This window comes from Frigoribacterium sp. CFBP 8766, assembly GCF_014841435.1.
Taxonomy (GTDB): domain Bacteria; phylum Actinomycetota; class Actinomycetes; order Actinomycetales; family Microbacteriaceae; genus Frigoribacterium.
In genome coordinates, this window is the sequence record NZ_JACYTX010000002.1 from 665,823 (window position 1) to 690,215 (window position 24,393).

Annotated in this window: 23 protein-coding genes; 2 read left to right on the forward strand and 21 right to left on the reverse strand. The window is 72.8% G+C overall.

Features of this window, described 5'->3' with window-relative positions; translation table 11 throughout:
* Positions 1-36 precede the first annotated feature (36 nt).
* Positions 37-906 (forward strand): A/G-specific adenine glycosylase, encoded by an 870-nt coding sequence (locus tag IFT90_RS08910; RefSeq protein WP_192041871.1) that lies wholly within the window; start codon positions 37-39, stop codon positions 904-906.
* Positions 907-920: 14 nt separating this feature from the next.
* Here the strand turns inward: IFT90_RS08910 and rbfA are convergent, their stop codons facing one another.
* The 20 genes from rbfA to IFT90_RS09010 all read right to left on the reverse strand — a co-directional run bounded on the left by rbfA (position 921) and on the right by IFT90_RS09010 (position 22,289).
* Positions 921-1,469, reverse strand: a complete 549-nt coding sequence (gene rbfA / locus IFT90_RS08915) for a 30S ribosome-binding factor RbfA (RefSeq protein WP_192041872.1) — start codon at positions 1,467-1,469, stop codon at positions 921-923.
* A gap of 96 nt (positions 1,470-1,565) precedes the next feature.
* On the reverse strand, positions 1,566-4,373 hold the full coding sequence (infB, locus tag IFT90_RS08920) for a translation initiation factor IF-2 (protein ID WP_192041873.1): 2,808 nt from the start codon (positions 4,371-4,373) through the stop codon (positions 1,566-1,568).
* Positions 4,374-4,468: 95 nt separating this feature from the next.
* A complete protein-coding gene (locus IFT90_RS08925) occupies positions 4,469-4,951 on the reverse strand; it encodes a YlxR family protein (RefSeq protein WP_371740904.1) in 483 nt (160 codons plus the stop codon).
* 6 nt (positions 4,952-4,957) lie between these two features.
* A complete protein-coding gene (nusA, locus tag IFT90_RS08930; protein ID WP_192041874.1) occupies positions 4,958-5,944 on the reverse strand; it encodes a transcription termination factor NusA in 987 nt (328 codons plus the stop codon).
* A gap of 152 nt (positions 5,945-6,096) precedes the next feature.
* Positions 6,097-7,860: a proline--tRNA ligase gene (locus tag IFT90_RS08935; RefSeq protein WP_192041875.1), complete on the reverse strand. Its 1,764-nt coding sequence runs from the start codon at positions 7,858-7,860 to the stop codon at positions 6,097-6,099.
* A 67-nt stretch (positions 7,861-7,927) separates the two neighbouring features.
* Positions 7,928-8,752, reverse strand: coding sequence for a hypothetical protein (locus IFT90_RS08940; RefSeq protein ID WP_192041876.1), 825 nt, complete (start codon positions 8,750-8,752; stop codon positions 7,928-7,930).
* Positions 8,749-9,813 carry a VWA domain-containing protein gene (locus tag IFT90_RS08945; RefSeq protein ID WP_371812200.1) on the reverse strand — a complete coding sequence of 355 codons (1,065 nt, stop codon included), beginning with the start codon at positions 9,811-9,813 and terminating at the stop codon, positions 8,749-8,751. The genes IFT90_RS08940 and IFT90_RS08945 overlap by 4 nt, the downstream gene beginning before the upstream one ends.
* A complete protein-coding gene (locus tag IFT90_RS08950; RefSeq protein WP_192041877.1) occupies positions 9,810-10,811 on the reverse strand; it encodes a VWA domain-containing protein in 1,002 nt (333 codons plus the stop codon). Before IFT90_RS08950 ends, IFT90_RS08945 begins: the two co-directional genes overlap by 4 nt.
* Complete coding sequence (locus tag IFT90_RS08955) at positions 10,802-11,281, reverse strand: hypothetical protein (RefSeq protein WP_192041878.1); 480 nt, start codon at positions 11,279-11,281, stop codon at positions 10,802-10,804. The genes IFT90_RS08950 and IFT90_RS08955 overlap by 10 nt, the downstream gene beginning before the upstream one ends.
* Positions 11,274-12,155: a DUF58 domain-containing protein gene (locus tag IFT90_RS08960; RefSeq protein ID WP_192041879.1), complete on the reverse strand. Its 882-nt coding sequence runs from the start codon at positions 12,153-12,155 to the stop codon at positions 11,274-11,276. The genes IFT90_RS08955 and IFT90_RS08960 overlap by 8 nt, the downstream gene beginning before the upstream one ends.
* Before the next feature lie 5 nt (positions 12,156-12,160).
* Positions 12,161-13,195, reverse strand: a complete 1,035-nt coding sequence (locus IFT90_RS08965; protein WP_192041880.1) for an AAA family ATPase — start codon at positions 13,193-13,195, stop codon at positions 12,161-12,163.
* Positions 13,196-13,224: 29 nt separating this feature from the next.
* Positions 13,225-13,884: a methionine ABC transporter permease gene (locus tag IFT90_RS08970; RefSeq protein WP_123546270.1), complete on the reverse strand. Its 660-nt coding sequence runs from the start codon at positions 13,882-13,884 to the stop codon at positions 13,225-13,227.
* 2 nt (positions 13,885-13,886) lie between these two features.
* Positions 13,887-14,966 carry a methionine ABC transporter ATP-binding protein gene (locus IFT90_RS08975; RefSeq protein WP_192041881.1) on the reverse strand — a complete coding sequence of 360 codons (1,080 nt, stop codon included), beginning with the start codon at positions 14,964-14,966 and terminating at the stop codon, positions 13,887-13,889.
* An 81-nt stretch (positions 14,967-15,047) separates the two neighbouring features.
* Positions 15,048-15,965 (reverse strand): MetQ/NlpA family ABC transporter substrate-binding protein, encoded by a 918-nt coding sequence (locus IFT90_RS08980; RefSeq protein WP_192041882.1) that lies wholly within the window; start codon positions 15,963-15,965, stop codon positions 15,048-15,050.
* Positions 15,966-16,274: 309 nt separating this feature from the next.
* On the reverse strand, positions 16,275-17,423 hold the full coding sequence (gene ispG / locus IFT90_RS08985; protein WP_192041883.1) for a flavodoxin-dependent (E)-4-hydroxy-3-methylbut-2-enyl-diphosphate synthase: 1,149 nt from the start codon (positions 17,421-17,423) through the stop codon (positions 16,275-16,277).
* Between the two features lie 101 nt (positions 17,424-17,524).
* Complete coding sequence (locus tag IFT90_RS08990) at positions 17,525-18,856, reverse strand: site-2 protease family protein (protein ID WP_192041884.1); 1,332 nt, start codon at positions 18,854-18,856, stop codon at positions 17,525-17,527.
* A 136-nt stretch (positions 18,857-18,992) separates the two neighbouring features.
* Positions 18,993-20,072, reverse strand: coding sequence for a 1-deoxy-D-xylulose-5-phosphate reductoisomerase (dxr, locus tag IFT90_RS08995; protein WP_192041885.1), 1,080 nt, complete (start codon positions 20,070-20,072; stop codon positions 18,993-18,995).
* Positions 20,073-20,116: 44 nt separating this feature from the next.
* Positions 20,117-21,103, reverse strand: coding sequence for an FKBP-type peptidyl-prolyl cis-trans isomerase (locus IFT90_RS17535; RefSeq protein WP_192041886.1), 987 nt, complete (start codon positions 21,101-21,103; stop codon positions 20,117-20,119).
* 2 nt (positions 21,104-21,105) lie between these two features.
* Positions 21,106-21,669: an FKBP-type peptidyl-prolyl cis-trans isomerase gene (locus IFT90_RS09005; protein ID WP_123546284.1), complete on the reverse strand. Its 564-nt coding sequence runs from the start codon at positions 21,667-21,669 to the stop codon at positions 21,106-21,108.
* A 140-nt stretch (positions 21,670-21,809) separates the two neighbouring features.
* Positions 21,810-22,289 carry an OsmC family protein gene (locus IFT90_RS09010; RefSeq protein WP_192041887.1) on the reverse strand — a complete coding sequence of 160 codons (480 nt, stop codon included), beginning with the start codon at positions 22,287-22,289 and terminating at the stop codon, positions 21,810-21,812.
* A gap of 38 nt (positions 22,290-22,327) precedes the next feature.
* Between IFT90_RS09010 and IFT90_RS09015 the strand changes: the two genes are divergently transcribed.
* A complete protein-coding gene (locus IFT90_RS09015) occupies positions 22,328-23,356 on the forward strand; it encodes an asparaginase (RefSeq protein WP_192041888.1) in 1,029 nt (342 codons plus the stop codon).
* Here the strand turns inward: IFT90_RS09015 and IFT90_RS09020 are convergent.
* The gene (locus IFT90_RS09020; RefSeq protein ID WP_192041889.1) at positions 23,337-24,293 is read right to left on the reverse strand and encodes a hypothetical protein; all 957 of its coding nucleotides are present in this window, start codon (positions 24,291-24,293) and stop codon (positions 23,337-23,339) included. The genes IFT90_RS09015 and IFT90_RS09020 overlap by 20 nt on opposite strands.
* Positions 24,294-24,393: the final 100 nt, after the last annotated feature.

The window sequence follows — 24,393 nt, forward strand, 5'->3', positions numbered from 1 at the left end:
CGCCTACAGCGGTCCGAGCGCCCGTAGGATCGTCCCGTGACCATCGCCCCCGCCGTCTCGTCGTGGTTCCGCGAGCACGGGCGCGACCTGCCCTGGCGCCGCCCGGGCTTCACCGCCTGGGGCACCCTCGTCAGCGAGGTCATGCTGCAGCAGACACCGGTCGTGCGGGTCGTCCCCCGGCTGGAGCAGTGGCTGGAGCGCTGGCCGACGCCGGCGGACCTCGCGACCTCCCCCGCCTCGGAGGCGGTGCGCGCGTGGGACCGCCTCGGGTACCCGCGCCGCGCGCTCGCCCTGCACGCCGCCTCCGTCGTCATCACCGAGCGGCACGGCGGCGTCGTGCCCGAGACCGTGCCGGAGCTGCTGGCCCTGCCGGGCGTGGGCGACTACACCGCCCGGGCCGTGGCGGTGTTCGCCTACGGCCACCGGCACCCGGTCGTCGACACGAACGTGCGCCGGGTGCTCGCGCGCGCCGTCGAGGGCCTGGCCGAGCCCTGGGCGCCGAACGCGCGCCGCGACCTGCCGGCGATGGAGTCGCAGCTCCCGACAGACGTCGCCGAGGCCCGGGTGACCAGCGCCGCGGTGATGGAGCTCGGCGCGCTCGTCTGCACCGCGCGGTCGCCGCGCTGCGACGAGTGCCCGCTGGTCGCGCAGTGCGCGTGGGTGCTGGCCGGCCGGCCGGAGCACGCCGGCCCTCCCCTGCGCCGCCAGGCCGCCTTCGCCGGGTCCGACCGCCAGGTGCGCGGGCTGGTCATGGCCGAGCTCCGGGCGAGCGACGTGCCGGTCACGGGCGACGAGGTGGCCCGCGTGTGGCCCGACGCGGAGCAGCGCGACAGAGCCCTCGCCGGCCTCCTCCGTGACGGGCTGGTCACGGGATCGGCCGACGAGGGCTGGTCGCTGCCGAGCTAGGCGGCAGGGCCAGCTCAGCGGGTCGAGCCGTCCGGCTCCACCGTGCCGTCGTCGACGGCGCCCGACTCGACGTCGGCCTCGTCGACGACGGGCACGACCTCGTCGTCGTCGAGGTCGTCGTCCTCGTCGTCGAAGTCGTCCTCGTCGCGGGGCTTGACGTAGGGGTCGGCGTCGCCGGCGTACTCGGCCGTGGCCGCGACGGTCTGGCTGTCCTGGTCGCGCTGGCGCGCCTCCTGCAGGAGGCGGTCGATGGACGCCGCGTTCTCGGGCAGGGCGTCGAGGATGAACTCGAGGCTCGGGGTCAGTCGGGCCGTGATGTTCTTGCCCACCTCGCTGCGCAGCATGCCGGTGGCGGACTTGAGGGCGGCGCCGGTGTCGCTGCGCTCCTCGTCGGTGCCGTAGACCGTGTAGAACACGGACGCGTGCTGTAGGTCGCCCGTCACCTTGACGTCGGTGATGGTGACGAACCCGAGGCGCGGGTCCTTGATGCCGCGCTCGAGCCGCCGCGCCACGATCTCGTGGATGCGGTCGGCCATCTTGCGGGCGCGCTGTGCGTCGACCATTCCTTGCTCCTTCTGCTGTTCGCCCGCAGGCGAGAGGGGTGAGGCCCCGCCCCGACCGTGGTCGTGGCGGGGCCTCTGACGATGCGTCGCCGGGCGTCAGCCCCGCGGCTTCTCGACCATCTCGATGGTCTCGATCTCGTCGCCGATCTGGATGTCGTTGAACTTGCCGAGGCCGATGCCGGCCTCGAAGTCCGTCCGCACCTCGGTGACGTCGTCCTTGAAGCGACGCAGCGAGTCGATGGCGAGGTTGTCGCCGACCACCACGCCTTCGCGGATGACACGGGCACGGGCGTTCCGCGTGATCGTTCCCGACCGCACGATGACACCGGCGATGTTGCCGACCTTCGACGAGCGGAAGATCTCGCGGATCTCGGCGACACCGGACTGCTTCTCCTCGAACTCGGGCTTGAGCATGCCCGTGAGCGAGTTCTCGATGTCCTCGAGCGCGGCGTAGATGACCGAGTAGAAGCGCACGTCGACGCCCTCTCGGGCAGCACGCTCGCGGGCCTTCGTGTCCGGTCGGACGTTGAACCCGATGATGACCGCGTTGTCGACGGTCGCCAGGTTGACGTCGCTCTCGGTGACGGCGCCCACGCCGCGGTGGATGATGCGCAGCTGCACGCTGTCGTCCACCTCGATCTTGAGCAACGACTCCTCGAGCGCCTCGACGGCACCCGACACGTCGCCCTTGATGATGATGTTGAGCGCCTCGACCTTGCCCTCTTCGAGAGCACGGGTGAAGTCCTCGAGCGAGATGCGCTTGCGGGCCTTGGCCAGCGACGCGTTGCGCTCGACGGCCTCGCGCTTCTCGGCGATCTGACGGGCCGTGCGGTCCTCCTCGGTGACGAGGAAGGTGTCGCCGGCACGGGGAACGCTCGAGAGCCCCTGCACGAGCACGGGACGGCTCGGGAAGGCCTCGTCGACGGTGTCGCCGTTCTCGTCCATCATCGCGCGGACTCGGCCGTAGGCCGTTCCCGCGACGATCGCGTCGCCCACCCGCAGGGTGCCCGACTGGATGAGCACGGTCGCGACGGCGCCGCGGCCCTTGTCGAGGCGTGCCTCGATGGCGACTCCGCGAGCGTCCTTGTCCGGGTTCGCCCGCAGGTCGAGACCGGCGTCGGCCGTGAGGAGGACGGCCTCGAGGAGCGCGTCGATGTTCTTGTTGTCGCGTGCGGACACGTCGACGAACATCACGTCTCCGCCGTACTCCTCGGCGACGAGGCCGTACTCGGTCAGCTGCTGACGCACCTTGGCCGGGTTCGCGCCCTCCTTGTCGATCTTGTTGACCGCGACGACGATCGGCACGTTGGCGGCCTGGGCGTGGTTCAGCGCCTCGACCGTCTGCGGCATGATCCCGTCGTCCGCCGCGACCACGAGGATCGCGATGTCGGTGACCTGCGCACCACGGGCACGCATGGCGGTGAACGCCTCGTGGCCCGGGGTGTCGATGAAGGTGATGGCGCGCTCGACGCCCTCGTGGGGCGCCCAGACCTGGTAGGCACCGATGTGCTGCGTGATGCCGCCCGCCTCGCCGGCGACGACGTTGGCGTTGCGGATGGCGTCGAGCAGTCGGGTCTTTCCGTGGTCGACGTGGCCCATGACCGTGACGACGGGCGGACGGACCTGCAGCACGGCCTCGTCCTCGTCCTCGAGCTCCTGCTCGAGGTCGATGTCGAAGCCCTCGAGCAGCTCCTTGTCCTCGTCCTCGGGAGAGACGACGAGGATGCGGTAGCCGAGCTCCTCGCCCAGGACCTGGAACGTGGCGTCGTCGAGCGACTCCGTGGCGGTCGCCATCTCTCCCAGGTGGAAGAGGACGGTCACCAGGTTGCCGGGGCTGGCGTCGATCTTGTCGGCGAAGTCGCTGATGGACGCGCCGCGACGCAGGCGGACGATCGTGCTGCCGTCGCCGCGGGGGACGCTGACGCCGCCCAGCGACGGGGCGGAGCGCATCTCGAACTCGGCCCTCTTCGTCCGCTTCGACTTGCGTGCCTTGCTCTTGCCGCCGCCGCGACCGAACGCGCCGGCCGTGCCGCCGCCGGGGCCGCGACCACGGCCACCGCCGCCGCCGCCCGCAGGGCGGGGAGCGCCGAAGCCGGGACGGAAGCCGCCGGCCGCGCCGGGAGCACCGCCGCCGGGACGCTGGAAGCCGCCGCCGGCACCGCCGGGACGACCGCCGGCACCCGCGGGGCGCTGGCCGAAGCCGTTGGGGCGGGGGCTGGCGCCGACGCCGGGACGCGGAGCGCCCGGACGAGGAGCGCCGGGACGGGGAGCCATCGGGCGCGGCCCTGCTGCTCCGCCGGGGCGGGGCATGCTGGTCGCGGCGCCGGAGCCGCCGGGACGGGGCGCGCTCGGGCGGCCCATGCCCTGGTTGCTGGCGAAGGGGTTGTTGCCGGGGCGGGGGGCGCCGGGACGGGGACCGCCGGGCTTCGGCGCGGACGCGCCGGCCTCGGCGGGAGCGTCGGACTCGGCGGGAGCCGTGCCCGACTCCTTGGCGGCCGCGGCCGCGGCACGCTCGGCCTCGGCCTTGGCCTGGCGCTCGGCGACGGTGAGCGGCGCGACGGGGGCAGGTGCCGCCTCCGTGTCGTCAGCGGCAGCCGGGGCCTCGACGGGAGCAGCGGGCTGCTCGGCGACGGGAGGCTTGGGTGCGGCAGGACGGGGCCCGCCGGGCTTCGGTGCGGAGGAGGCGGCGGGAGCCGACGCCTTCGGGCTCGCGGCAGGTGCGGCGCCGGCCTTGGGCGCGGCAGCGGCGCCGGCGAACGCCTGGCGCAGCTTGCGGGCCACGGGGGGCTCGACGCTGGAGGACGGTCCCTTGACGAACTCGCCCATCTCCTTGAGCTTCTCTAGTGCTGTCTTGCTGTCGATCCCCAGCTCGCTGGCGATCTCGTGTACGCGTGGTTTAGCCACAGTTCTCCTGTCTCGGGCCCCTTCCCGGTCAGGAGGGAGCCGTCAGTTCTGGACGGGTCTCATTTCGAGCCGCTCATTAGTTGTCCATGTGCCTGTCAGCCTGTTCTGTCGTGGCCAGTGGTCGTGGTGGAACTCGGGGTGTGCACATCGGTCTGCAGCCGCATCAGGTGGTCGCGGAGCTGCTCGGTGTCGGGCTCGGAGTCGAGGCGGAGCGCACGGCGGAAGGCCCTGCGTTTCACTGCCGACTCGAACGCGTCCATCGAAGGCGTCAACCACGCGCCCCGCCCGGGCAGCGTGGCGGTCTCGTCGACCACCAGGCGTCCGTCACGGGCGACGACCCTCACGAGTGAGGACCGTGGAGCGCGCGCTCGAGTACCGATGCACGTTCTTACGGGTACCACTCTACCCCCTCGGGTGGGCGGACGGGAGACGTCGGGGGCGAACGGCGTGGTGCACCGCCCGCCCCCGGCATCCCGACCGGTCAGTCGTCCTCGAGGATCGAATCGGGCTGGATGGGTCAGGCACAGGACCGGGCCGCCGACGCTGGCGCGTCGTCGACCCGGCGCGCGCATCGACATCCAGACCTAGTCCTCGAGGATCGAGTCGGGCTGGATGTCGATGCGCGCGCCCGTGAGCTTCGCGGCGAGACGGGCGTTCTGCCCCTCCTTGCCGATGGCGAGCGAGAGCTGGTAGTCGGGCACCAGGGCCCGGACGGCCTTCGTCGCCTGGTCGATGACGAAGGCCGACGACACCTTGGCCGGCGACAGCGCGCTGGCGACGAAGACGGGCAGGTCGCTCGAGTAGTCGACGATGTCGATCTTCTCGTCGCCCAGCTCGGTCTGGACGGCGCGGACGCGCGCGCCCATCTCGCCGATGCAGGCACCCTTGGCGTTGACGCCGGGCTCGGTCGCGCGCACCGCGATCTTGGTGCGGTGCCCGGCCTCACGGGCCAGGGAGACGATCTCGACGACGCCGCTGGCGATCTCGGGGACCTCGAGCGCGAAGAGCTTGCGGACGAGCGAGGGGTGCGTCCGCGAGACGGTGATCTGCGGCCCCTTCGTGCCCTTGCTGACGCCCGTCACATAGACGCGGATGCGCGTGCCGTGGTCGTACTTCTCGCCGGGCACCTGCTCCTCGGGGGGCAGGATGGCCTCGATCGTGCCGAGGTCGACGTGCACCATGCGGGGGTTCGGTCCCTGCTGGATGACGCCGGCGACGATGTCGCCCTCACGCCCCTTGAACTGGCCGAGGACCTTGTCGTCGCCGATGTCGCGCAGGCGCTGGTTGATCACCTGCTTGGCCGCGAAGGCGGCGATGCGGCCGAAGTCGCTGGGGCTGTCGACGGACTCGCCGACGACCTCGCCTTCTTCATCGCGCTCGATGGCGAAGACGGACACGTGCCCGGTCTTGCGGTCGAGCTCGACCCGGGCCGCCGGGACGCGGCTCTCGGGCTGGTCGGTGTGCTTGAGGTAGGCCGTGAGGATGGCCTGCTCGATGATGCCCACGAGTTCCTCGAAGGGGATCTCGCGCTCGCGTTCCATGAGACGCAGCACGCTCAGGTCGATGTCCACTGAGGGCCTCCACTGTTCAGATCTTCAGGCTGCGCGCACGGTGGCGCGCACAGCATCCCCCTACGGTACCCGAGTGCGACGGGGGCGGAGCACCGGACGCGGCCCCCGCCTCCTGCGTCCGAGGGGACACGAGGAGGCGCGGGCCGACGATGTCAGGAGGCGCGCGGAGCCGACAGGGCCGCGACGGCCTCGGCCACCGGGACGGGCGTGCGCTCGCCCGTGCGGCGGTCCCACAGCTCGACGATGCCCTCGCCGGCGGAGCGCCCGACCACGACGATCTGCGGCACGCCGAGCAGCTCGGCGTCGCCGAACTTGACCCCGGGCGAGACCTTGGGGCGGTCGTCGTAGAGCACGTCGAGGCGGTGCGCCTCGAGCTCGGCGGTGAGCGCCTCGGCGACCTCGAAGACGACCGGGTCCTTGCCCGTCGCGACGACGTGCACGTCGAACGGCGCGACGTTCGCGGGCCAGACGAGGCCCTTGGCGTCGTTGTTCGCCTCGGCGATCACCGCGAGGATGCGCGTCACGCCGATGCCGTACGAGCCCATCGTGACGGTCACCTGTTTGCCGTTCTCGTCCAGCACCTTGAGGCCGAGGGCCTCGGCGTACTTGCGGCCGAGCTGGAAGACGTGGCCGATCTCCATGCCGCGGGCGGTCTCGATCGGGCCGGAGCCGTCGGGGGCCGGGTCGCCCTCGCGGACCTGCGCGGCCTCGATGACGGCGTCGGCGACGAAGTCGCGACCGGCGACGAGACCGGAGACGTGCAGGCGGGGGGCGTTCGCACCCGTGACCCAGGCCGACCCCTCGACGACCCGCGGGTCGACGACGTAGCGGATGCCCGACTCGGACTCGCTGCCGAGCACCTGCGGCCCGAGGTAGCCCTTGACGAGCACGGGGTGCCGCGCGAAGTCGGCGTCGCCGGCGGCCTCGACCTCGGCCGGGGCGAAGGCGACCTCGAGGCGCTTCATGTCGACGTCGCGGTCGCCGGGGAGCCCGACGACGACGACCTCGCGGGTGCCGTCCAGGTGGGTCAGGGCGACGACGACGTTCTTCAGGGTGTCGCCGGCGGTCCACGGACGGCCGTCGTCGCGCGGGTGCGAGTCGTTCAGCTGCTCGACGAGCCCGGCGATGGTCGGGGTGTCGGCGGGCTCGAGGGCGACGGGCTCGGCGAGCCCCTCGAGGGGGATCGACTCGGGCACGATCGTGGTGAAGGCCTCGACGTTCGCGGCGTAGCCGCCGGCCGTCCGGACGAAGGTGTCCTCGCCGACCTCGGTGGGGTGCAGGAACTCCTCGGAGCGCGAGCCGCCCATCGCACCGGCGTCGGCCTGGACGATGACGTACTCGAGGCCGAGACGCGTGAAGATGCGCTCGTAGGCGTCGCGCTGCAGCTGGTAGCTGGCCTCGAGCCCGGCGTCGCTCGCGTCGAACGAGTAGGCGTCCTTCATCGTGAACTCGCGGCCGCGCAGGAGGCCGGCACGGGGCCGTGCCTCGTCGCGGTACTTGTCCTGGATCTGGAACAGCGTCAGCGGGAGGTCCTTGTACGACGAGTACAGGTCCTTCACGAGGAGCGTGAAGGCCTCCTCGTGCGTGGGGGCGAGCAGGTAGTCGGCGTCCTTGCGGTCCTTGAGGCGGAACATGCCGTCGCCGTACTCGGTCCAGCGACCGGTCGCCTCGTAGGGCTCGCGCGGCAGAAGGGCCGGGAAGTGCACCTCCTGCGCGCCCGCGGCGGTCATCTCCTCGCGGACGACGGCCTCGATCTTGGCCTTGACCCGGAGGCCCAGGGGCAGCCAGGCGAACACGCCGGGCGCCTGGCGGCGGATGTAGCCGGCCCGCACGAGGAGGCGGTGGCTGGTCACCTCCGCGTCGGAGGGATCTTCACGGAGGGTGCGGACGAAGAGCTGGGAGAGGCGCGTGGACACCCGCCCAGCATAGGGGCGTGCCCGGAGGAGCCGAGGCCGGATGCCCCGAGGCTCGACCCGGTCACGGTCACCAGGGCTTGCCGTCGTACTCCCCCGGCGCCTGCTCGTAGTACCGCTCCCGGTCGGTGTCCTGCTGGCGCTCCTGCTGGCTCTCGTCGCCCTGCTGCTGCAGCTGGTCGAGCGGGTCGGTGCCGCCCGCGCCGGCGTCGCCCTCGTCCTCGCCGCCGCCCTGCCCTGGAGCCGAGCCGTCGCCTCCCGAGGGGTCGCCCTGGTCGCCGCCCTCGGCCTGCTGCTGCTTGTCGCCCAGCCTGCCCTGGGCGTCGTCGAGGGGCTGCGACGTGTCGGGCTGCTGCGGGTCGTCCGGGGGCTGGAAGCAGCCCTCCGGAGCCTCGGCGATCGTCGACTGCCCCAGTTCGTAGAGCTGCTCGGCGTCGGCGTAGCGCAGCTCGAGCAGCGCGGCGTCGCCCTGGGCCTCGATGACGAGCACGAGGTCGGTGCGGATGACGCACGAGACCGTCTCGTCCCCCTCGGGCGCGAGGTCGAGGGCGGTGACGAGCTCCTGCCGCGCGACGTCGAGCACCCCGACCCTCGCCCACGCCGTGCCGCGGTCGAAGTGGTGCACCCACGGCTCGACCACGTTGGCGACGCCGAGGGGCGCGGTCAGGGAGGCCGCCCGCTCGTAGGCCCGGCCGTCGTAGGCGTGCTGCGTCAGGCCCGCGAAGAGCGGGAGGCTGAGCAGCTTGAGCGCCACGAGCAGCACGACGAGCACGACCGGGGCCGACCAGAGGAACATCCGGCGTCGGAGCCGGCGACGGTACTGGTCGAGGCTCGGCTCCGCGGCGGTCGCCCGGTCGCGGTCGTCGACGGGCGGCGGGGCGTGGGTGTCGGTCACGACGACGTCCTCCCGGGTGCACGGTCGGCCCGGGGCCGGACGCGGATCTCGGCGAGGGCGCGGGCGACGACGGCCACCTCGACCAGGGCGAGCAGGAACAGCGGGACGGCGGCGATCCAGTACAGGTCGACGACGGCCTCGGCACGGCCCTCGTCCGAGGCGACCGCCCCGTCGCGCGCGTCGGCGACGACGGCCCCGACGCCCGTGTCGGCCTCCCGGTGCACGTAGTCGACGCCGAGCTGGGAGGCGATCGTGCGGAGGGCGTCCTCGTCGATCACCGAGAGGGCGTCCGGCTCGCCCGGCTGCGTCCTGTCCTTGATGTACTCGGTGCTGCTGTAGGCGTCGCCGTACCCGTCGAAGACCTCCATGCGCCCACCCGCGGCCGTGCCGTAGCCGAGCACCGCTCCCCCGTCGACGTCCGCCGCGGCCGCCGCGAACGAGCCGGGCGCCTCGTCGGCCGTCTGTTCTCCGTCGCCCAGGTAGTAGACGACGTTCGCCCTCTCGGGGTCGGCCTCGCGCGCCTCCTGCAGCCGCTCGGCCAGGAGGTCGGAGGCCTCGGTGATGCTGCTGCCGCTGGAGTAGTAGGTGATCTCCTGGTTCATCACTGAGGCCGCGGTCACGACTGCCGCCGCGTCGTCGGTGAGCGGGGTGCGGAGCACGGCGGTGCTGTCGAAGGAGATGAGCGAGAAGCGGGCGCCGGCCAGCTCGCTCGCGATCGCGTCGACGTCGCTCCGGACGCCCTCGAGCCGCGGGCGGTCGCCGTCCCAGTCCTCCGCCGCGATGCTCGAGGTGGTGTCGACGACGAAGAACACGTTGAGCGCCGCCGTCGACGCCTGGGCGCTGCCGCCGGGCACGCCGGGACGCACGGCGACGACGAGCAGCAGCGCCACGACCACGAGACGGCGGACCCAGCTGCGCAGGAGGCGGCGGTCGCCCCGCTCGGCGACGACCCGCCACCCGACGAAGCCCAGCAGCGCGACGCCGAGGACGGCGAGCAGCCACCACGGGAGCACGGGCTGCAGCACGATCGCGGCGGGCAGCGCCGCCGTCGCCGCGATCACAGCCGTACCCGCCAGAGCAGGACGAACGAGGCCGCCGCGAGCAGGAGCGCGACGATGACGGCGGCCTGCGGGGCGTCGGTCGTGACGAGGCGGCGCGTCCCGGTGAAGAGGCCCGCCTCCTGGTCGTCGACCTGCTGCACGATCTCGGCCACGGTGGTCGCGCCGTCGAGCGCGTAGTAGGCGCCGCCGGTCGACTCGACGACGGTGCGCAGCTCGCCGGCGACCTCGTCCGCCACGGCGTCGTCGGAGTAGTCCGCGGGGTTCAGCGCGTAGACCCGGATGCCGCGGTCGGTCGCGAGCTGCCCCGCCTCGTCGAGCGTCAGCAGGGCCGCGCCGTTCACGTAGTTGTCGGTCGCGAGCACGATCGACTTCGGCCGGGTGCTCTCGCTGCCCCCGTCGAAGCTGAGGGCGCAGGAGGCGAGGCCGTCGCCGATCAGGGAGGCGCCCTGCCCGAGGTCGGTGCCCGTCCAGTACCGCGTGCCGTCCTCGCCCGCACTGTCGAAGGAGTCGCGGTACTGGCTCAGCTGCTCGGCGACGAAGTCGTAGTCGTCGGTCAGGGGGAACGCCTGCACGGACGAGCTGTCGAAGAGGGTCAGCCCGATCCGCTCGCCGTCGAGGCCCGACGCGAGCTCGGCGAAGGTCGACACGATCTGGGAGTCGACCTCGGTCATCGACCCCGAGACGTCGAGGCAGAGCACGATGTCGCGCTTGTAGGACGGCGGCTCGACGACCTGGACCGTGCCCGGCCGGGCGATGAGCAGGGCGCCGAGGCCGGTGAGGGCGATCACGAGGACGAGGGCGCCCACGAGCGCCGCACGGTAGCGCGCCACGATCCGGCGGTACACCGGCAGCTCGGTCAGGCGCTCGCTGTGGGCGACGGGGGTGCCGGCGCGGCGCAGTCGTGCGCGCTCGCGGCGTCGCAGGACGAGCCAGAGCCAGGCGCCGAGCCCGGCGACGACGAGGGCGGCCAGCAGGGCCCACCACCAGATCAGGACCACGAGCGCACCACCTCGCGCGCGGTCTCGGCGGCCCGGTCGGGGTCGCCCGGGTGCTGCTGGGCGAAGGCCGGCGGGTACCACTGCTCGACCGCGTCGGCCACGCGGGGCAGGTCGGCCTCGCGCAGGTCGGCGAGGGTCATCACGTGCGTGTCGGCGCCCGCCGTCTCGTGGACGAAGAACCGGAGGAGGAGGCTGAGCCGGCTGTGCACCGCCCGCTCGCCGAGACGGCCGTCGCGGGAGGCGGCCTGGACCTCGTCGATCAGGCCGAGATAGCGGAGCCGGACCGAGGGCAGGTCGACGACCGCGGCCGCTGCCGCCCGGCGGGCCGATGGGGGCAGCCGCCGCGCCGAGAAACGCAGCACGAAGACGATCCACGCCCCGACGAGGCCCAGGAGGACGAGCCCGAGCACCAGCCACAGGACCCAGAGCGGGTACTGGTACGGCCCGAAGAAGCCCCTGTCGTCAAGCACGGCGGTGCTTCTCCATCAGGGTGAAGAGCCCGGGCACCACGGCCGCCTGGCTCGACAGCCTCTCGCTGCTGATGCCGAGGGCCTGCAGCTGCCGCCCGGCGTCGTCCGCGCGCCGCTCGGACGATTCGTCGAAGGCGCGGCGCAGTGCCGCGTTCTCACGCAGGTACGCCGGGAGGGCCGTGACCTCCTGCACGTCGTAGACGTCCCCGGCGTGGCCGGACCGCGTCATGAGGTCGGCGTCGCCGACCGTGACCCAGACGATCTCGTGCTGGGCGCGCAGCCGTCGGAGGAGCCGCACCAGCTCGGCGTCGACGACGACGTCGTCGGTCACCACGACGAGGATCGACCGGCGGCGGACGCCGCGGGCGACCCAGTCGAGGACGCCCCGGAGGTCGCTGCGGGGCGCGTCGAGCGAGACGCGACGGTCGACCTGGCGGAGGAGGCGCTCGAGATGGGCCTCCGTCGCGCCGGCGGGGAGGGCGACGGTGCCGCCCTCGTCGCCGGCGACGAGCGAGACGACGTCGCCGTGACGGGACGCGATGTAGCCCAGGGCGCCGGCCGCCATGATCGCTATCTCTTTCTTGGTCTCGCCGCTGGCGGCCGTCGCGGCCATGTTGCGACCGGTGTCGACGACGAGGACCAGCGACCGCCTCCGGCTGGCGACGTAGCGCTTGACCAGCGGCTCGCCGTGACGCGCGGTGGCCTTCCAGTCGATGTCCTTCACCTCGTCGCCCGGCACGTAGGCCCGGAGGTCGTCGAAGTCGTGGCTGCGGCCGTGGTGGACCGACGCCCAGCCGCCCTCGAGGAGGTCGAGGGTGCGGCGGTGCGCGAACAGGGACATCTTCGTGCGCACCCGGAGGAGGAGGCTCGCCACGGTCGTCAGGGAGTCTGCACGGAGGCGAAGACGGCGTCGATGATCGTCTCGGGGGCCACGTCGTCGGCCGTGGCCTCGTAGCCGAGGATGACGCGGTGCCGCAGCACGCCGTGCCGCAGGTGCTTCACGTCTTCCGGGATGACGTAGTCGCGGCCGTGCAGCAGGGCCAGGGCACGCGCGGCCTGCATGAACGCGATGCTGGCACGCGGGCTCGCGCCGAACTGGACGTAGTCGGCGAGGCTGGCGGGGATGTACTGCTGCGGGTGGCGTGTGACGTAGATCAGCTGGACGATGTAGTTGACGATCGAGGCGTCGACGTACACGCGCTTGGCGAGTTCCTGCAGCCACACGACGTCCTCGAGCGACACGCCGGTCGGCGCATCGACCTGCTGCTCGTCGTAGACGCCGGCCTCGATGCGCCGGATGACCTCGGCCTCCTCGGCGGGCGACGGGTAGTCGAGCACCTCTTTCAGGAGGAACCGGTCGAGCTGCGCCTCGGGCAGCTGGTACGTGCCCTCTTGCTCGATCGGGTTCTGCGTGGCCAGCACGAGGAACGGCCGGGGCAGCGGGTAGACGGTGCCGCCGATGCTCGTCTGCCTCTCTTGCATGGCCTCGAGCATCGCGCTCTGGGTCTTCGCGCTCGAGCGGTTGATCTCGTCGAGCAGCACGAAGTTCGAGTGCACGGGGCCGAGCTGCGTCACGAAGGTCGACTTCTGCGCGTCGTAGATCTGGGTGCCGGTGATGTCGCTCGGCAGCAGGTCGGGCGTGCACTGGATGCGCGTGAAGCTCGCCTCGACGGACTGCGCGAGCGTCGCCGCCGCGGTCGTCTTGGCCAGCCCGGGGACGCTCTCGAGCAGCACGTGCCCGCCCGTGATCAGCGCGATCAGCAGGGTGTCGCGGAGGCCGGTCTGGCCCACCACCTTGCGCGAGAACGCGTGCGACACGGCACCGACGACACCGGCGGCACGCTCGAGGTCGGCGGGGCTGACAGGGGTGCCGACCGCGGCGGGAGGCGGGGGCGTCGTCGAGGTGTCGGTCACCCGGCCCACTGTAACCGAGGCGTCCGACGTCACCGCCGGAGCGCCCTCCTCGCGAGGTGGTTGCCCAGGAACTGGACGAGCTGCACCAGCACGATGATGAGCAGCACCGCGCCCCACGTGACCACGGGGTCGAACTGCCGGTAGCCGTAGAGCAGGGCGAACGCGCCGAGTCCCCCGCCGCCGACGTAGCCCGCGACCGCCGACATGTCGACGAGCGCGACGAAGATGAACGTGTAGCCGAGGATCAGCGGGCCGAGCGCCTCGGGCAGCACGATGCTGCCGATGATCCGGAACGGCCCTGCACCGGCCGCCCTGGCCGCCTCCACGACTCCCGGCTGCACCGTGAGCAGGTTCTGCTCGACGATCCGCGAGATCGCGAACGAGGCCGCCAGGGAGAGCGTGAAGATGATGGCCGTGTTGCCGACGCCCGTGCCCACGACGGCCCGGGCCAGGGGCTGGGCCGCCGCGAGGAAGATGATGAACGGGATCGGCCGGAACACGTTGACGACCACGTTGAGGACGCCGAAGACGACGCGGTTCGCGAAGAGGGCGCCCTCGCGGGTGAGGTAGAGGGCGAGCCCGAGGAGGAGCCCGCCGAGCCCGCCGAAGAGCAGGGTCAGGGCGACGATGTAGACGGTCTCGTAGGCCGCCTTCCAGAGCTGGGGCTGCAGGTCGATCAGGGAGTCCATGGTCAGCGTGCCTCCGCGTCGTGGGCCGGCCGGTCGGGCGCGGCCTCGGTCGTGGGCGGGGCCGGGAGCTCGGTCGCGGCGACCCCGAGCTCGGCGACGGCGGCCGAGACGTCGCCGTCGCCGCCCGTCAGGGCCAGGGTCAGGGTGCCGAAGGTGCGCCCGCCGATCTCGTCGATGCCGCCGAAGACGATCTCGAAGCGGACGCCGTGGCGGGCGAGCACGCCGAAGACCTGCTGCTGGTCGACGCCGCCCTCGGAGACGCGCACCGTCACGAGGCGGCCCTCGTGGCGTCGCCGGAGAGCCGCGAGGTCGTCGCCCTGCGGCGACCCGGCGACGACGGTGGAGACGAAGCGCCGTGTGGACGCCTCGCGCGGGGCCGAGAAGACCTCGAAGGTGCGTCCGATCTCGACGACCCGACCACGGTCCATCACGGCGACGCGGTCGGCGATCGACTTGATGACGTCCATCTCGTGCGTGATGACGACGATGGTGATGCCCAGCTCGGCGTTGACCCGCCGGAGCAGGGCCAGCACCTCCTGCGTGGTCTCGGGGTCGAGCGCGCTCGTCGCCTCGTCGGCGAGCAGCACGCCCGGCGACGTCGCGAGGGCGCGGGCGATCCCGACGCGCTGCTTCTGGCCGCCCGACAGCTGGTCGGGACGCGCGTGGGCTTTGTCGGCCAGCCCGACGAAGTGCAGCAGCTCGCTGATCCGCCGCTGGTGGTCGGCCTTCGGCACGCCGGCCGCCTTGAGCGGGAACTCGACGTTGCCCCAGACCGTCTTCGACGAGAACAGGTTGAACTGCTGGAAGATCATGCCGATGCCGGCGCGCACCCCGCGGAGCTCGCGCTCGCGCAGCCCGGTCACGGGACGGCCGTCGATCTCGATCCGGCCGCTCGTGGTCGGCTCGAGCGCGTTGATCAGGCGCACCAGCGTGCTCTTGCCGGCGCCGGAGTAGCCGATGATCCCGAAGATCTCGCCGTCGGCGATCTCGAGGCTGACACCGTCGACGGCCGTCAGCGGTGCGGCGCCCTTCTCGCGGGGCGGGTAGGTCTTGACGACGTCGGTCAGGGTGATGGCGGGCATGGTCTCCTCGTCACGGTCGGAAGGGCCCGACCCGCACGCCGTCGTGGCGAGCGGGTCGGGCCCGGGCGGGGGCAGGCGGCGTCAGCCGTTCTGCTCCACGAGCTCCTTCGTCTGCTCGAGCGACTCGCGCAGGTCGGCGACGGGCACCTTCGTGGTGAGGGCCGTGCCGCCCGAGTTCTCGACGACGCCGTCGGTGACGGCCTCCGTGTCCTGGTAGATCTGGACGAGCTTCTGGTACGTCTCGTCGTCCGCGTCGCCCTCACGCGCGGCGAAGACGTTCACGTAGGGCAGCGACGCAGGGTCGGAGGGGTCGTCCTGGGCGATGATCGTGTCGGGCGAGAGCCCCGCCTTGGTGGCGTACTCGTTGTTGATGATCGCGCCGTCGAAGTCCGGCAGCGACGTCGCGGCGAGGTCGGCGGCGACGGGCGAGACCGTGACCGTCGAGGCCTCGGTGTCGATGTCGTCGAGGCCGGAGAAGATGTCGCCGCCGTCCTTCAGCTCGATCAGGCCGTTCGACTGCAGCACGAGCAGCGAGCGGGCGAGGTTGCTCGCGTCGTCGGGCACCGCGACGGTGTCGCCCTTGCTGAACTGGTCGAGCGAGGTGTGCTCCTGCGAGTACAGGGGCAGGGGGTAGATCGCCGTGGAGCCGATCGGCACGAGGTCGGCGTCGGCCGACACGTCGTACTGGGCCAGGTAGACGATGTGCTGGAACTGGTTCAGGTCGAGTTCGTCCTCGGTCAGCGCCGGGTTCGGCTGCTCGTAGTTGGCGAAGTCGACGATCTCGACGTCGATGCCCTCGTCGGCGGCGGCCTGCGTGAAGGTGGCCCAGTACGGGTCGCTCGCGCCGGCGACCCCGATGCGCACGGCGTCGCCGCCCCGGTTCGCGACGGCGATGCCGACGCCCACGGCGGCGAGCACGACGACGACCGCCACGACGATCGCGATCAGCCGACCGCGCTTCCTCTTGGGGGCCTCGATCAGGGGTGTTGCCTCGGACATGACGTTCCTCTCAGACGGTGCGACGCACGTCGCCGGCTGCTGCTGCCGGCACCACGACCGTGCGTCCCTCCATCGTGACCGGCGGGGCGGGCCGGGTCACAATCGGCGCGTCACACGGCGACACACCCGCTCCGCGAGCGGGCACGGGAACGAGCGCGGCGACGGTGCGGGAGGCCGCGGGACCCGGAGCGTCGGCGCGGCACGTCAGAGGCGGCGGGCAGGCTGCGACGCGGAGGAGGCGCGATGCGGCCGGAGCCTGCACCGCGCCTCCTCGGGGCCGTCGGGTCGGTGACCGACCCGCGATCAGCCTCAGACCGTGAGGACCTGGGGCGAGCCGACCTCGCCCGGGGGCATCTCGGCCGCGAGGCGGTTGGCCTCGTCGATCAGCGTCTGCACGATCTCGGACTCGGGCACGGTCTTGATGACCTCGCCCTTGACGAAGATCTGGCCCTTGCCGTTGCCCGACGCGACGCCGAGGTCGGCCTCGCGGGCCTCGCCTGGCCCGTTCACGACGCAGCCCATGACCGCGACGCGGAGCGGGACCGTCATGCCCTCGAGGCCGTCGGTGACGTCGTTCGCGAGCTTGTACACGTCGACCTGCGCACGACCGCAGCTGGGGCAGCTGACGATCTCGAGCTTGCGCTCGCGCAGGTTCAGCGACTGGAGGATCTGCAGGCCGACCTTGACCTCCTGCGCGGGAGGCGCGCTGAGGCTCACGCGGATGGTGTCGCCGATGCCCTCGCCGAGCAGGATGCCGAAGGCCGTGGCCGACTTGATGGTGCCCTGGAACTCGGGGCCGGCCTCGGTCACGCCGAGGTGCAGGGGCCAGTCGCCACGCTCGGCGAGCTGCCGGTACGCCTTGACCATGATGACCGGGTCGTTGTGCTTGACCGAGATCTTGAAGTCGTGGAAGTCGTGCTCCTCGAAGAGGGAGGCCTCCCACACCGCGGACTCGACGAGCGCCTCCGGCGTCGCCTTGCCGTACTTCTGCAGGATGCTGGGCTCGAGCGACCCGGCGTTCACGCCGATGCGGATGGAGACGCCGGCGGCCTTGGCCGCGGCGGCGATCTTGCCGACCTGGTCGTCGAACTTGCGGATGTTGCCGGGGTTGACGCGCACCGCGGCGCAGCCGGCGTCGATCGCCTGGAACACGTAGTTCGGCTGGAAGTGGATGTCGGCGATCACCGGGATCTGGCTCTTCTTCGCGATGATCGGCAGCGTCTCCGCGTCGTCTCGAGTGGGCACGGCGACGCGCACGATGTCGCAGCCCGAGGCGGTGAGCTCGGCGATCTGCTGGAGGGTCGCGTTGATGTTCGTGGTGGGCGTGGTGGTCATCGACTGGACGCTGACGGGAGCGTCGCCTCCGACGAGGACCTTGCCCACCTTGATCTGCCGCGACTTGCGTCGCGGGGCAAGGGTTTCGGGGACCTTCGGCATTCCGAGATTGACTGCAGGCACGTCGTCGATCGTAGACCCGTGCGCTGGGCGCGCGATGTCGGAGGCGAGGACGCCCAGCGGGCCGGCAGGTCAGGACGTCCGCGGGCCGGCTGCCGAACGGGTCAGCGGATCAGCGAGATCGGGTTCACGATGTCGGCGTAGGCGAGCAGCAGCCCCATGCCGCCGAGGACGATCACGACCGCGAACGTGAGCGGGATGACCTTCGCCGTGTCGACGGGCCCCGGGTCGGGGCGGCGGAACAGCTTGGCGAAGCCACGACGGATCGCCTCGATCAGCGCGCCCGCGACGTGGCCGCCGTCGAGGGGCATCAGCGGCACGAGGTTGAAGACGAACAGGGCGACGTTGAGGCTGGCGAGCAGGCTCACGAGGAACGCGGCCCGGTCGATGAACGGCACGGTGTCGAGGCTGACCACCTCGCCCGCCATCCGGCCGACCCCGACGACGCTGACGGGGCCGTTCGCGTCGCGCTCTCCCCCGCCGAACGCAGCCTGGGCGACGGCGACCATGCGCTGCGGCAGGTGCACGATGACGTTCGCGACGTGTCCGATGTTCGTGCCGACGGTCGGCAGCACGGCCGTGACCGGCTGCTGCACCGTCACCGTCGCGAAGCCGATGCCGACGAAGCCCACTTCCTGGGTGACCGGGGCGCCGTCGTCGCCCACGACGGGCACGCCCGCCGAGTCGATCACCTGGCGTGCGGAGAGCGCCGGGGTGACCTCGAGCGTCTGCTCGCTCCCGTCCCGCTCGACCACGACGCTGAGGGTCTGGTCGGGAGCCGCTCGGAACGCGCTCGTCACCTGGTCGCCGTCCGCCATCGCCACGCCGTCGATCGACACGATGCGGTCGCCGTTCTGCATGCCGGCCGCGAACGCGGGCGCCGCCGTGGCGTCGGCCGGGCACTCGGTCTCGGTCGACCCGGCAGGCAGCACGCACTGGTTGACGAGGCCGACGGTGGTGCTCGACTGCGCCGTGCCGAAGCCGCACAGCAGGATGGTGAAGAGCACGATCGCGATGAGCAGGTTCATCGTCGGCCCGCCGAGCATGATGATGACCCGCTTGTAGACGGGCAGCCGGTAGAAGGTGCGGTGCTCGTCGCCCTGGTCGATCGTGTCGGCGCTGGCGGTGCGCGCGTCCTGCACGAGGGTCTGGAAGAAGCCCGTGCTCGCCGTCCGGCCCTTCTGGCCTTCGCGCGCCGGCGGGTACATGCCCGACATCGAGATGTAGCCGCCGAGCGGCAGCGCCTTGACGCCGTACTCGGTCTCGCCCCGGCGGCGGGAGAAGATCGTCGGCCCGAAGCCGATCATGTACTGCCCGACCTTGACGCCGAACGCCTTGGCCGGCACGAGGTGCCCGATCTCGTGCAGCGCGATCGAGACGGCGAGCCCGATGACGATCACGACGATGCCGAGCAGGTAGAGCAGGACGGTTTCCACCGGGCAAGGGTAGCCGTCCGAGACGGGGAGCCGGCCCCGCACCGGCCATGGCGACGCTGTGAGGGGTCAGGGCCCGCGCCTCCTCGGCCCGGCCTCGTGCCCGAGGCACTGACGGGGGACGGCGGGACGGCGGCCGCTAGCGGCGGGCGAGCAGCGCGTCGGCCGCCTCGCGGGCCCAGCGCTCGGCCTCCAGCACCCCCTCGAGGGTGCTCGACCCCGCCGTGTGCCGGTCGACGACCTCGCGCACCGTGTCGAGGATGCCCAGGTAGCCGACCCTGCCGTCGTGGAACGCGTGGACGGCCTGCTCGTTCGCCGCGTTGAACACCGCGGGCCAGGTCGCGCCCGCCCGGCCGACCTGCTTCGCCAGCAGCACGGACGGGAACGCCTCGTCGTCGAGCGGCTCGAAGGTCCAGGTGGAGGCGGTGGTCCAGTCGAGGGGCACGCCGACGCCCGGCACGCGGTCGGGCCAGGCCATGCCGAGCGAGATCGGCAGTCGCATGTCGGGCGGCGACGCCTGGGCGATCGTGGACCCGTCGACGAACTCGACCATCGAGTGCACGATCGACTGCGGGTGGACCGTCACGTCGATGTGGTCGTAGTCGACGTCGAAGAGCAGGTGGGCCTCGATCACCTCGAGCCCCTTGTTGACGAGCGTCGACGAGTTCGTCGTGACGACGCGGCCCATGTCCCACGTGGGGTGCGCGAGGGCCTCGGCGGGGGTGACGTCGGCGAGGGAGGCGCGCGTCCGGCCGCGGAAGGGCCCGCCGGAGGCGGTGAGCACGAGACGACGGACCTCGCCGCGGTCGCCGGAGCGGAGCGCCTGCGCGATGGCGGAGTGCTCGGAGTCGACCGGCACGATCTGCCCCGGCGCCGCGCGCTCGCGCACGAGGTCGCCGCCGACGATCAGGCTCTCCTTGTTGGCCAGCGCCAGCGTGGCGCCGGAGTCGAGCACGGCGAGCGTGGGTGCGAGGCCCACGCTGCCCGTGATCCCGTTGACGACGACGTCGGCCTCGACGTCGCGGACGAGCGCCACCGACTCGTCGGTGCCGAGCGCGGTGTGCTCGACGCCGAAGCGGGCTGCCTGCTCGGCCAGCAGGGCGGCGTTCGAGCCGGCCGACAGCCCGACGACGGTGAAGAGATCGGGGTGGGCGGCGACCACGTCGAGCGCCTGCACGCCGATGGAGCCGGTGGAGCCGAGGAGGATGACGCGACGCATGCGGTCAGCCTAGGGGCGCGCCGGGCCCGGTGCGGAGGCGGCGCTCAGGCCACGGCGAGGACGTCGATGACGAAGACGAGCGTGTCGCCGCCCTCGATGCCCGCGCTCGGCTGTCCGCCGTCGCCGTAGCCCTCGGCGGGCGGGACGACGACGAGCACCTGCGAGCCGACGGTCTGGCCGATCATCGCCGCGGCGAAGCCCGGGACGACCTGCGCGGTCGAGAACGGGGTCGGGGTGCCCTTGCCCCAGCTCTCGTCGAAGACCTTGCCGTCGCGCCAGTTGACCCCCTGGTACTGGACCGTCACGTTGGCGGGGTCGGGGACGACCTCGCCGTCGCCCTTCTTGAGCACCTCGACCTGCAGCTCGGCCGGCGGGTCGGCGTCGGGGATCGTCACGGTCGGACGGCCGTCGTCGGCGAGCGCCACCTCGGGGAAGCCCGGCTGCGCGGGCTGGTCGACGCCGGTCGCGCGCGTCGGCACGATCGAGAACGTGTCGACGACGATCACGGCCGCCGCGTTCGGCGGCGCGGTGCCCGTCTGGGCGGGCTGCATGTCGGCGGCGCTGGCGACCGTGACCGAGCGCGAGCCGGCCTGGTTGCAGAGCAGCGCGGCCTCGAGCCCGGGCACGTAGTAGTCGGCGCTGATGGTGAGCTGCTCGCCGCTGCCGCGCTCGTAGCCGGCGGAGCTCAGCTCGGCGCCGGTCGTCGCGTCGAAGACCGTCACGGCCACCTGGACGACGTCGCCGGACTTCGTCTCCGGCCCGGTGCCCTGCGAGACCACGGCCCGCTGGCTCGTCGCCGCGCCCAGGGGGCCGGAGAGCGCGATGGTCGGCTTCTGACCCACCTCGCCCGACACCTCGACCGAGTCCGCCTCGGCGCCGCCGCCGAGGCAGGCGGTCGCGGCAGGGCTCGCACCGGGTGTCGTGGCGGACGGCTCAGGCGCCGCGTCGTCCGTGCAGCCGACCAGGGCGACCGCGAGGAGCGGCACCCCGACCAGGCCGAGGAGGCGCGCGCGGCGACCGATGACGGTCACGGTCAGTTCGCGGCCAGGATGTCGATCACGAAGACGAGCGTGTCGTCGCCCGCGATGCCGGCCTGCGGAGCGCCCGCCTCGCCGTAGCCCTCGGCCGGCGGGATGACGACGACGGTCTGCGAGCCGACGGTCTGGCCGACGATGCCCGCGGCGAAGCCCGGGATGACCTGGCCGGTGCCGAACGTGGTCGGCTCGCCGCGCTTCCAGCTCTCGTCGAAGACCGTGCCGTCCTTCCAGAGCGAGCCCTGGTACTGGACGGTGACCTGGGCGCCGTCCTCGACGACGGGGCCGTCGCCCTTGATCAGCGTCTCGACCTGGAGCTCGGTCGGCGCCTCCGTGCCGGGCAGGGTGACGGTCGGGCGGCCGTCGGAGTCGAGCTCGACCGTCGGGAAGCCGGCCTGCGGCTCCTGCGCCTCGCCGCTGGCACGCGTGGGCACGTCGGAGGGGGCGCTCGACGACGAGGACGGGGCGGAGGTCGCGGTGTCGCCCGTGCTGGCCTCGGAGGCACAGGACGCGAGGCCCAGCACGAGGACGGGGACGGCGAGCAGGGAGAGGGAGCGGCGCATGGGAGTCTCTCGATCGAGGGGCGGGGACGGCGCGGAGCCGGGACGGCGCGGAGCCGCCCGGGTCGCGAGGCGCCGGGTCAGGTCATTCTGCCCCACGCCGCCGCAGGGCCTGCTGAACGGCCGAGGCACGTCGACCCCGATCAGGAGGCGGCGGCCACCAGGGTCGTGGGCTCGTGGCCGACGGGGAACGCGACCGACGCGGCGATGAAGCACTTGCGGGCGGCCTCGGCGTGCAGCGTGCTCGCGAGCTCGACCATCGACGCGTCGGCCACGGTGACGACGGGCCGCAGGGTGGCCGACGTGAAGCGGCCTCCCCCGTCCGCGGTCTGCGTCATGGAGCCCTCGGCCGAGTCGCGGTAGGCGACCACGACCACGCCCGCGGACGCGGCGACGTGCAGGTAGCTGAGGAGGTGGCACTCGGCCAGGGCGGCGAGGAGCAGCTCCTCCGGGTTCCAGCGATCGGCGTCGCCGTGGAACGTGCGGTCGGCCGACCCCTGGATGTCGTGCAGCTTGCCGGCGGCCGAGACGGTGGCGTCGCGACCGTAGCTGCGGTACGACGTCGTGCCGACTCCCCGGTCTCCCGTCCAGGCGAGGTCGACGGCGTAGTGGTGGTCGAGCACGGGATCCTCCTCGGCGGGGCGTCGATACACTCCCCATCATGACCCACCTGAGCGCCTCCGCCGGCGACCCGCGCCGTCCCCTCACCGCCGACGGGAGCGTCGAGCTCGCCGTCCTCGTCCGTTCGGGCCTCGAGGAGAGCCGCCACCTCGGCGCCGCGGTCGTCGTCGGGCCGGACGGGGCCGTGCTCCGCTCGGTCGGCGACGTCGGGGCCTCGATCTACCCCCGCTCCTGCCTCAAGCCGCTGCAGGCGCTCACCGTGCTGCGCGCCGGCGTCGACCTCCAGGGGCCGCAGGCGGTGCTCTCGACCGCCAGCCACGCGGGCACCCCCGCCCACCTCGAGGTCGTCGAGGCGATGCTCGCCCGCGGCGACCACGACGAGCACGACCTGCTCTGCCCCGCCGACTGGCCCGGCGACCGCCGCAGCGCCCGCCTGCTCGACGAGCCCCGTCGCGCGGCCATGAACTGCTCGGGCAAGCACGCCGCTTTCCTCCTCGCCTGCGACCAGCGGGGCTGGGACACGGCCACCTACACCGCCATCGACCACCCCCTCCAGGCCGCCGTGCGGGAGACCGTCGCCGAGTTCACCGGCGAGGTCGTGGACCACGCCGGGACCGACGGCTGCGGCGCTCCCGTGTTCGCCACGACCGTCACGGGCCTCGCCCGGGCCGTCGGCCGGGTGGCCGGGTCGGCGGGCGACGTCCGCGACGACCGAGACCCCGACGCCGCGCACCTCGTCCGCTCGGTGCTCGCCGACGCCTGGGCCATCGACGGCCCGGGACGGGACAACACGGTCACGATCGACGAGCTCGGCGTGTTCGCCAAGCTCGGGGCCGAGGGCGTCATGGTGATGGGGACCACCGGCGGCGTCGGGGTCGCCGTCAAGGTGCTCGACGGGAACGTCCGCGCGGGGACCCTCGTCGCTCTGCACCTCCTGGTGGAGCAGGGCGTCGTGGAGCAGGCTGCCGCCGACCGTGTCACCTCCACGACCCTGGAGAAGGTGCTCGGCGGGGGCGTCCCCGTCGGCTCGCTCCGGCTCAGCGGGGCGCTCACGGCCGCTGGGGCGTGACGCGCTGACGGCTCCGTCCGTCGAGGGCGTCAGGGGCATCGGGGGCGTCGGCGGCGTCGGGGGCGTCGAGCACCGACGTCCACGCCGGAGTGACGGGCACCGAGCAGGCCGTGCCGTCGCGTCGGACGACGGCCACGGCTCCGTGGCGCGAGATCTCGACGACGCAGGCGGCGGACGGGCCGGAGCCACCGCCTCCTCCGACCTGCCCTGACAGGGCCTCGGCCTCGGTCTCGGCAGCTCCGATCTCGCCGTCGCCGTGTCCGTCGGCCGCTGCCGGCTGCCAGGTCACGAGGCCGTCAGGAGCGCCCCGGTGCCGCAGCTGGGCGCGGTAGCCGCCCGCGAGGGACCGGGCCAGCAGCTCCGGGCCCCGCACGTGCACCCCGCCGGCGGCGTCGACGCAGAGCGGACCGTCGGGCAGCTCGGCGAGGCGCCGTCGGAGCACCTCGGTGCGGGCGTGACGCACGACGGCGGCGCCGGTGTCGCCCACGAGGACGATCCCGCTGTCGACCCGGCCGCTGCCGAGCACGACGAGCGAGCGCACGCCGACGACCGGTGGGGCCTCACCTCGCCGGAGCCGCTCCACGAGGTCGGCCGAGGTCGGCCAGATGTGCTGCAGGGAGCGACGACGCGAGTCGAGCCGGGCGTCGCAGACCGCCTCGGTCTCGTCGAGGGCCGCGAACCACCGGTCTCGGGCAGCGCGGGCCGCCTGCCGTCCGACGAGGCCCGCGAGGCCCTGAGCCGAGGCCACCGACGCCCCGGCCAGGAGGACGGCGAGGAGGTCGAGGTCGCCACGGGCCGCTCCCGCACCCCCGACCGCCAGGCCGGCGACCAGGGCGGCGGCGACGGAGAGGACCCAGCGCGACGGCTCGGGCGACGGGGACGGCACCACGACCGCGCCGGGCGAGGAGGAGGTGGTCGCGGTGTCGGGGACGGTCACGAGACCAGCCCACCACGACGACCCGGCGCCGTGGCGGCTGTCCCCGAACCGAGGTCGGACCTCGGCTCGGAGAACGGCCTGGGGAGGGATCAGCTCGGGT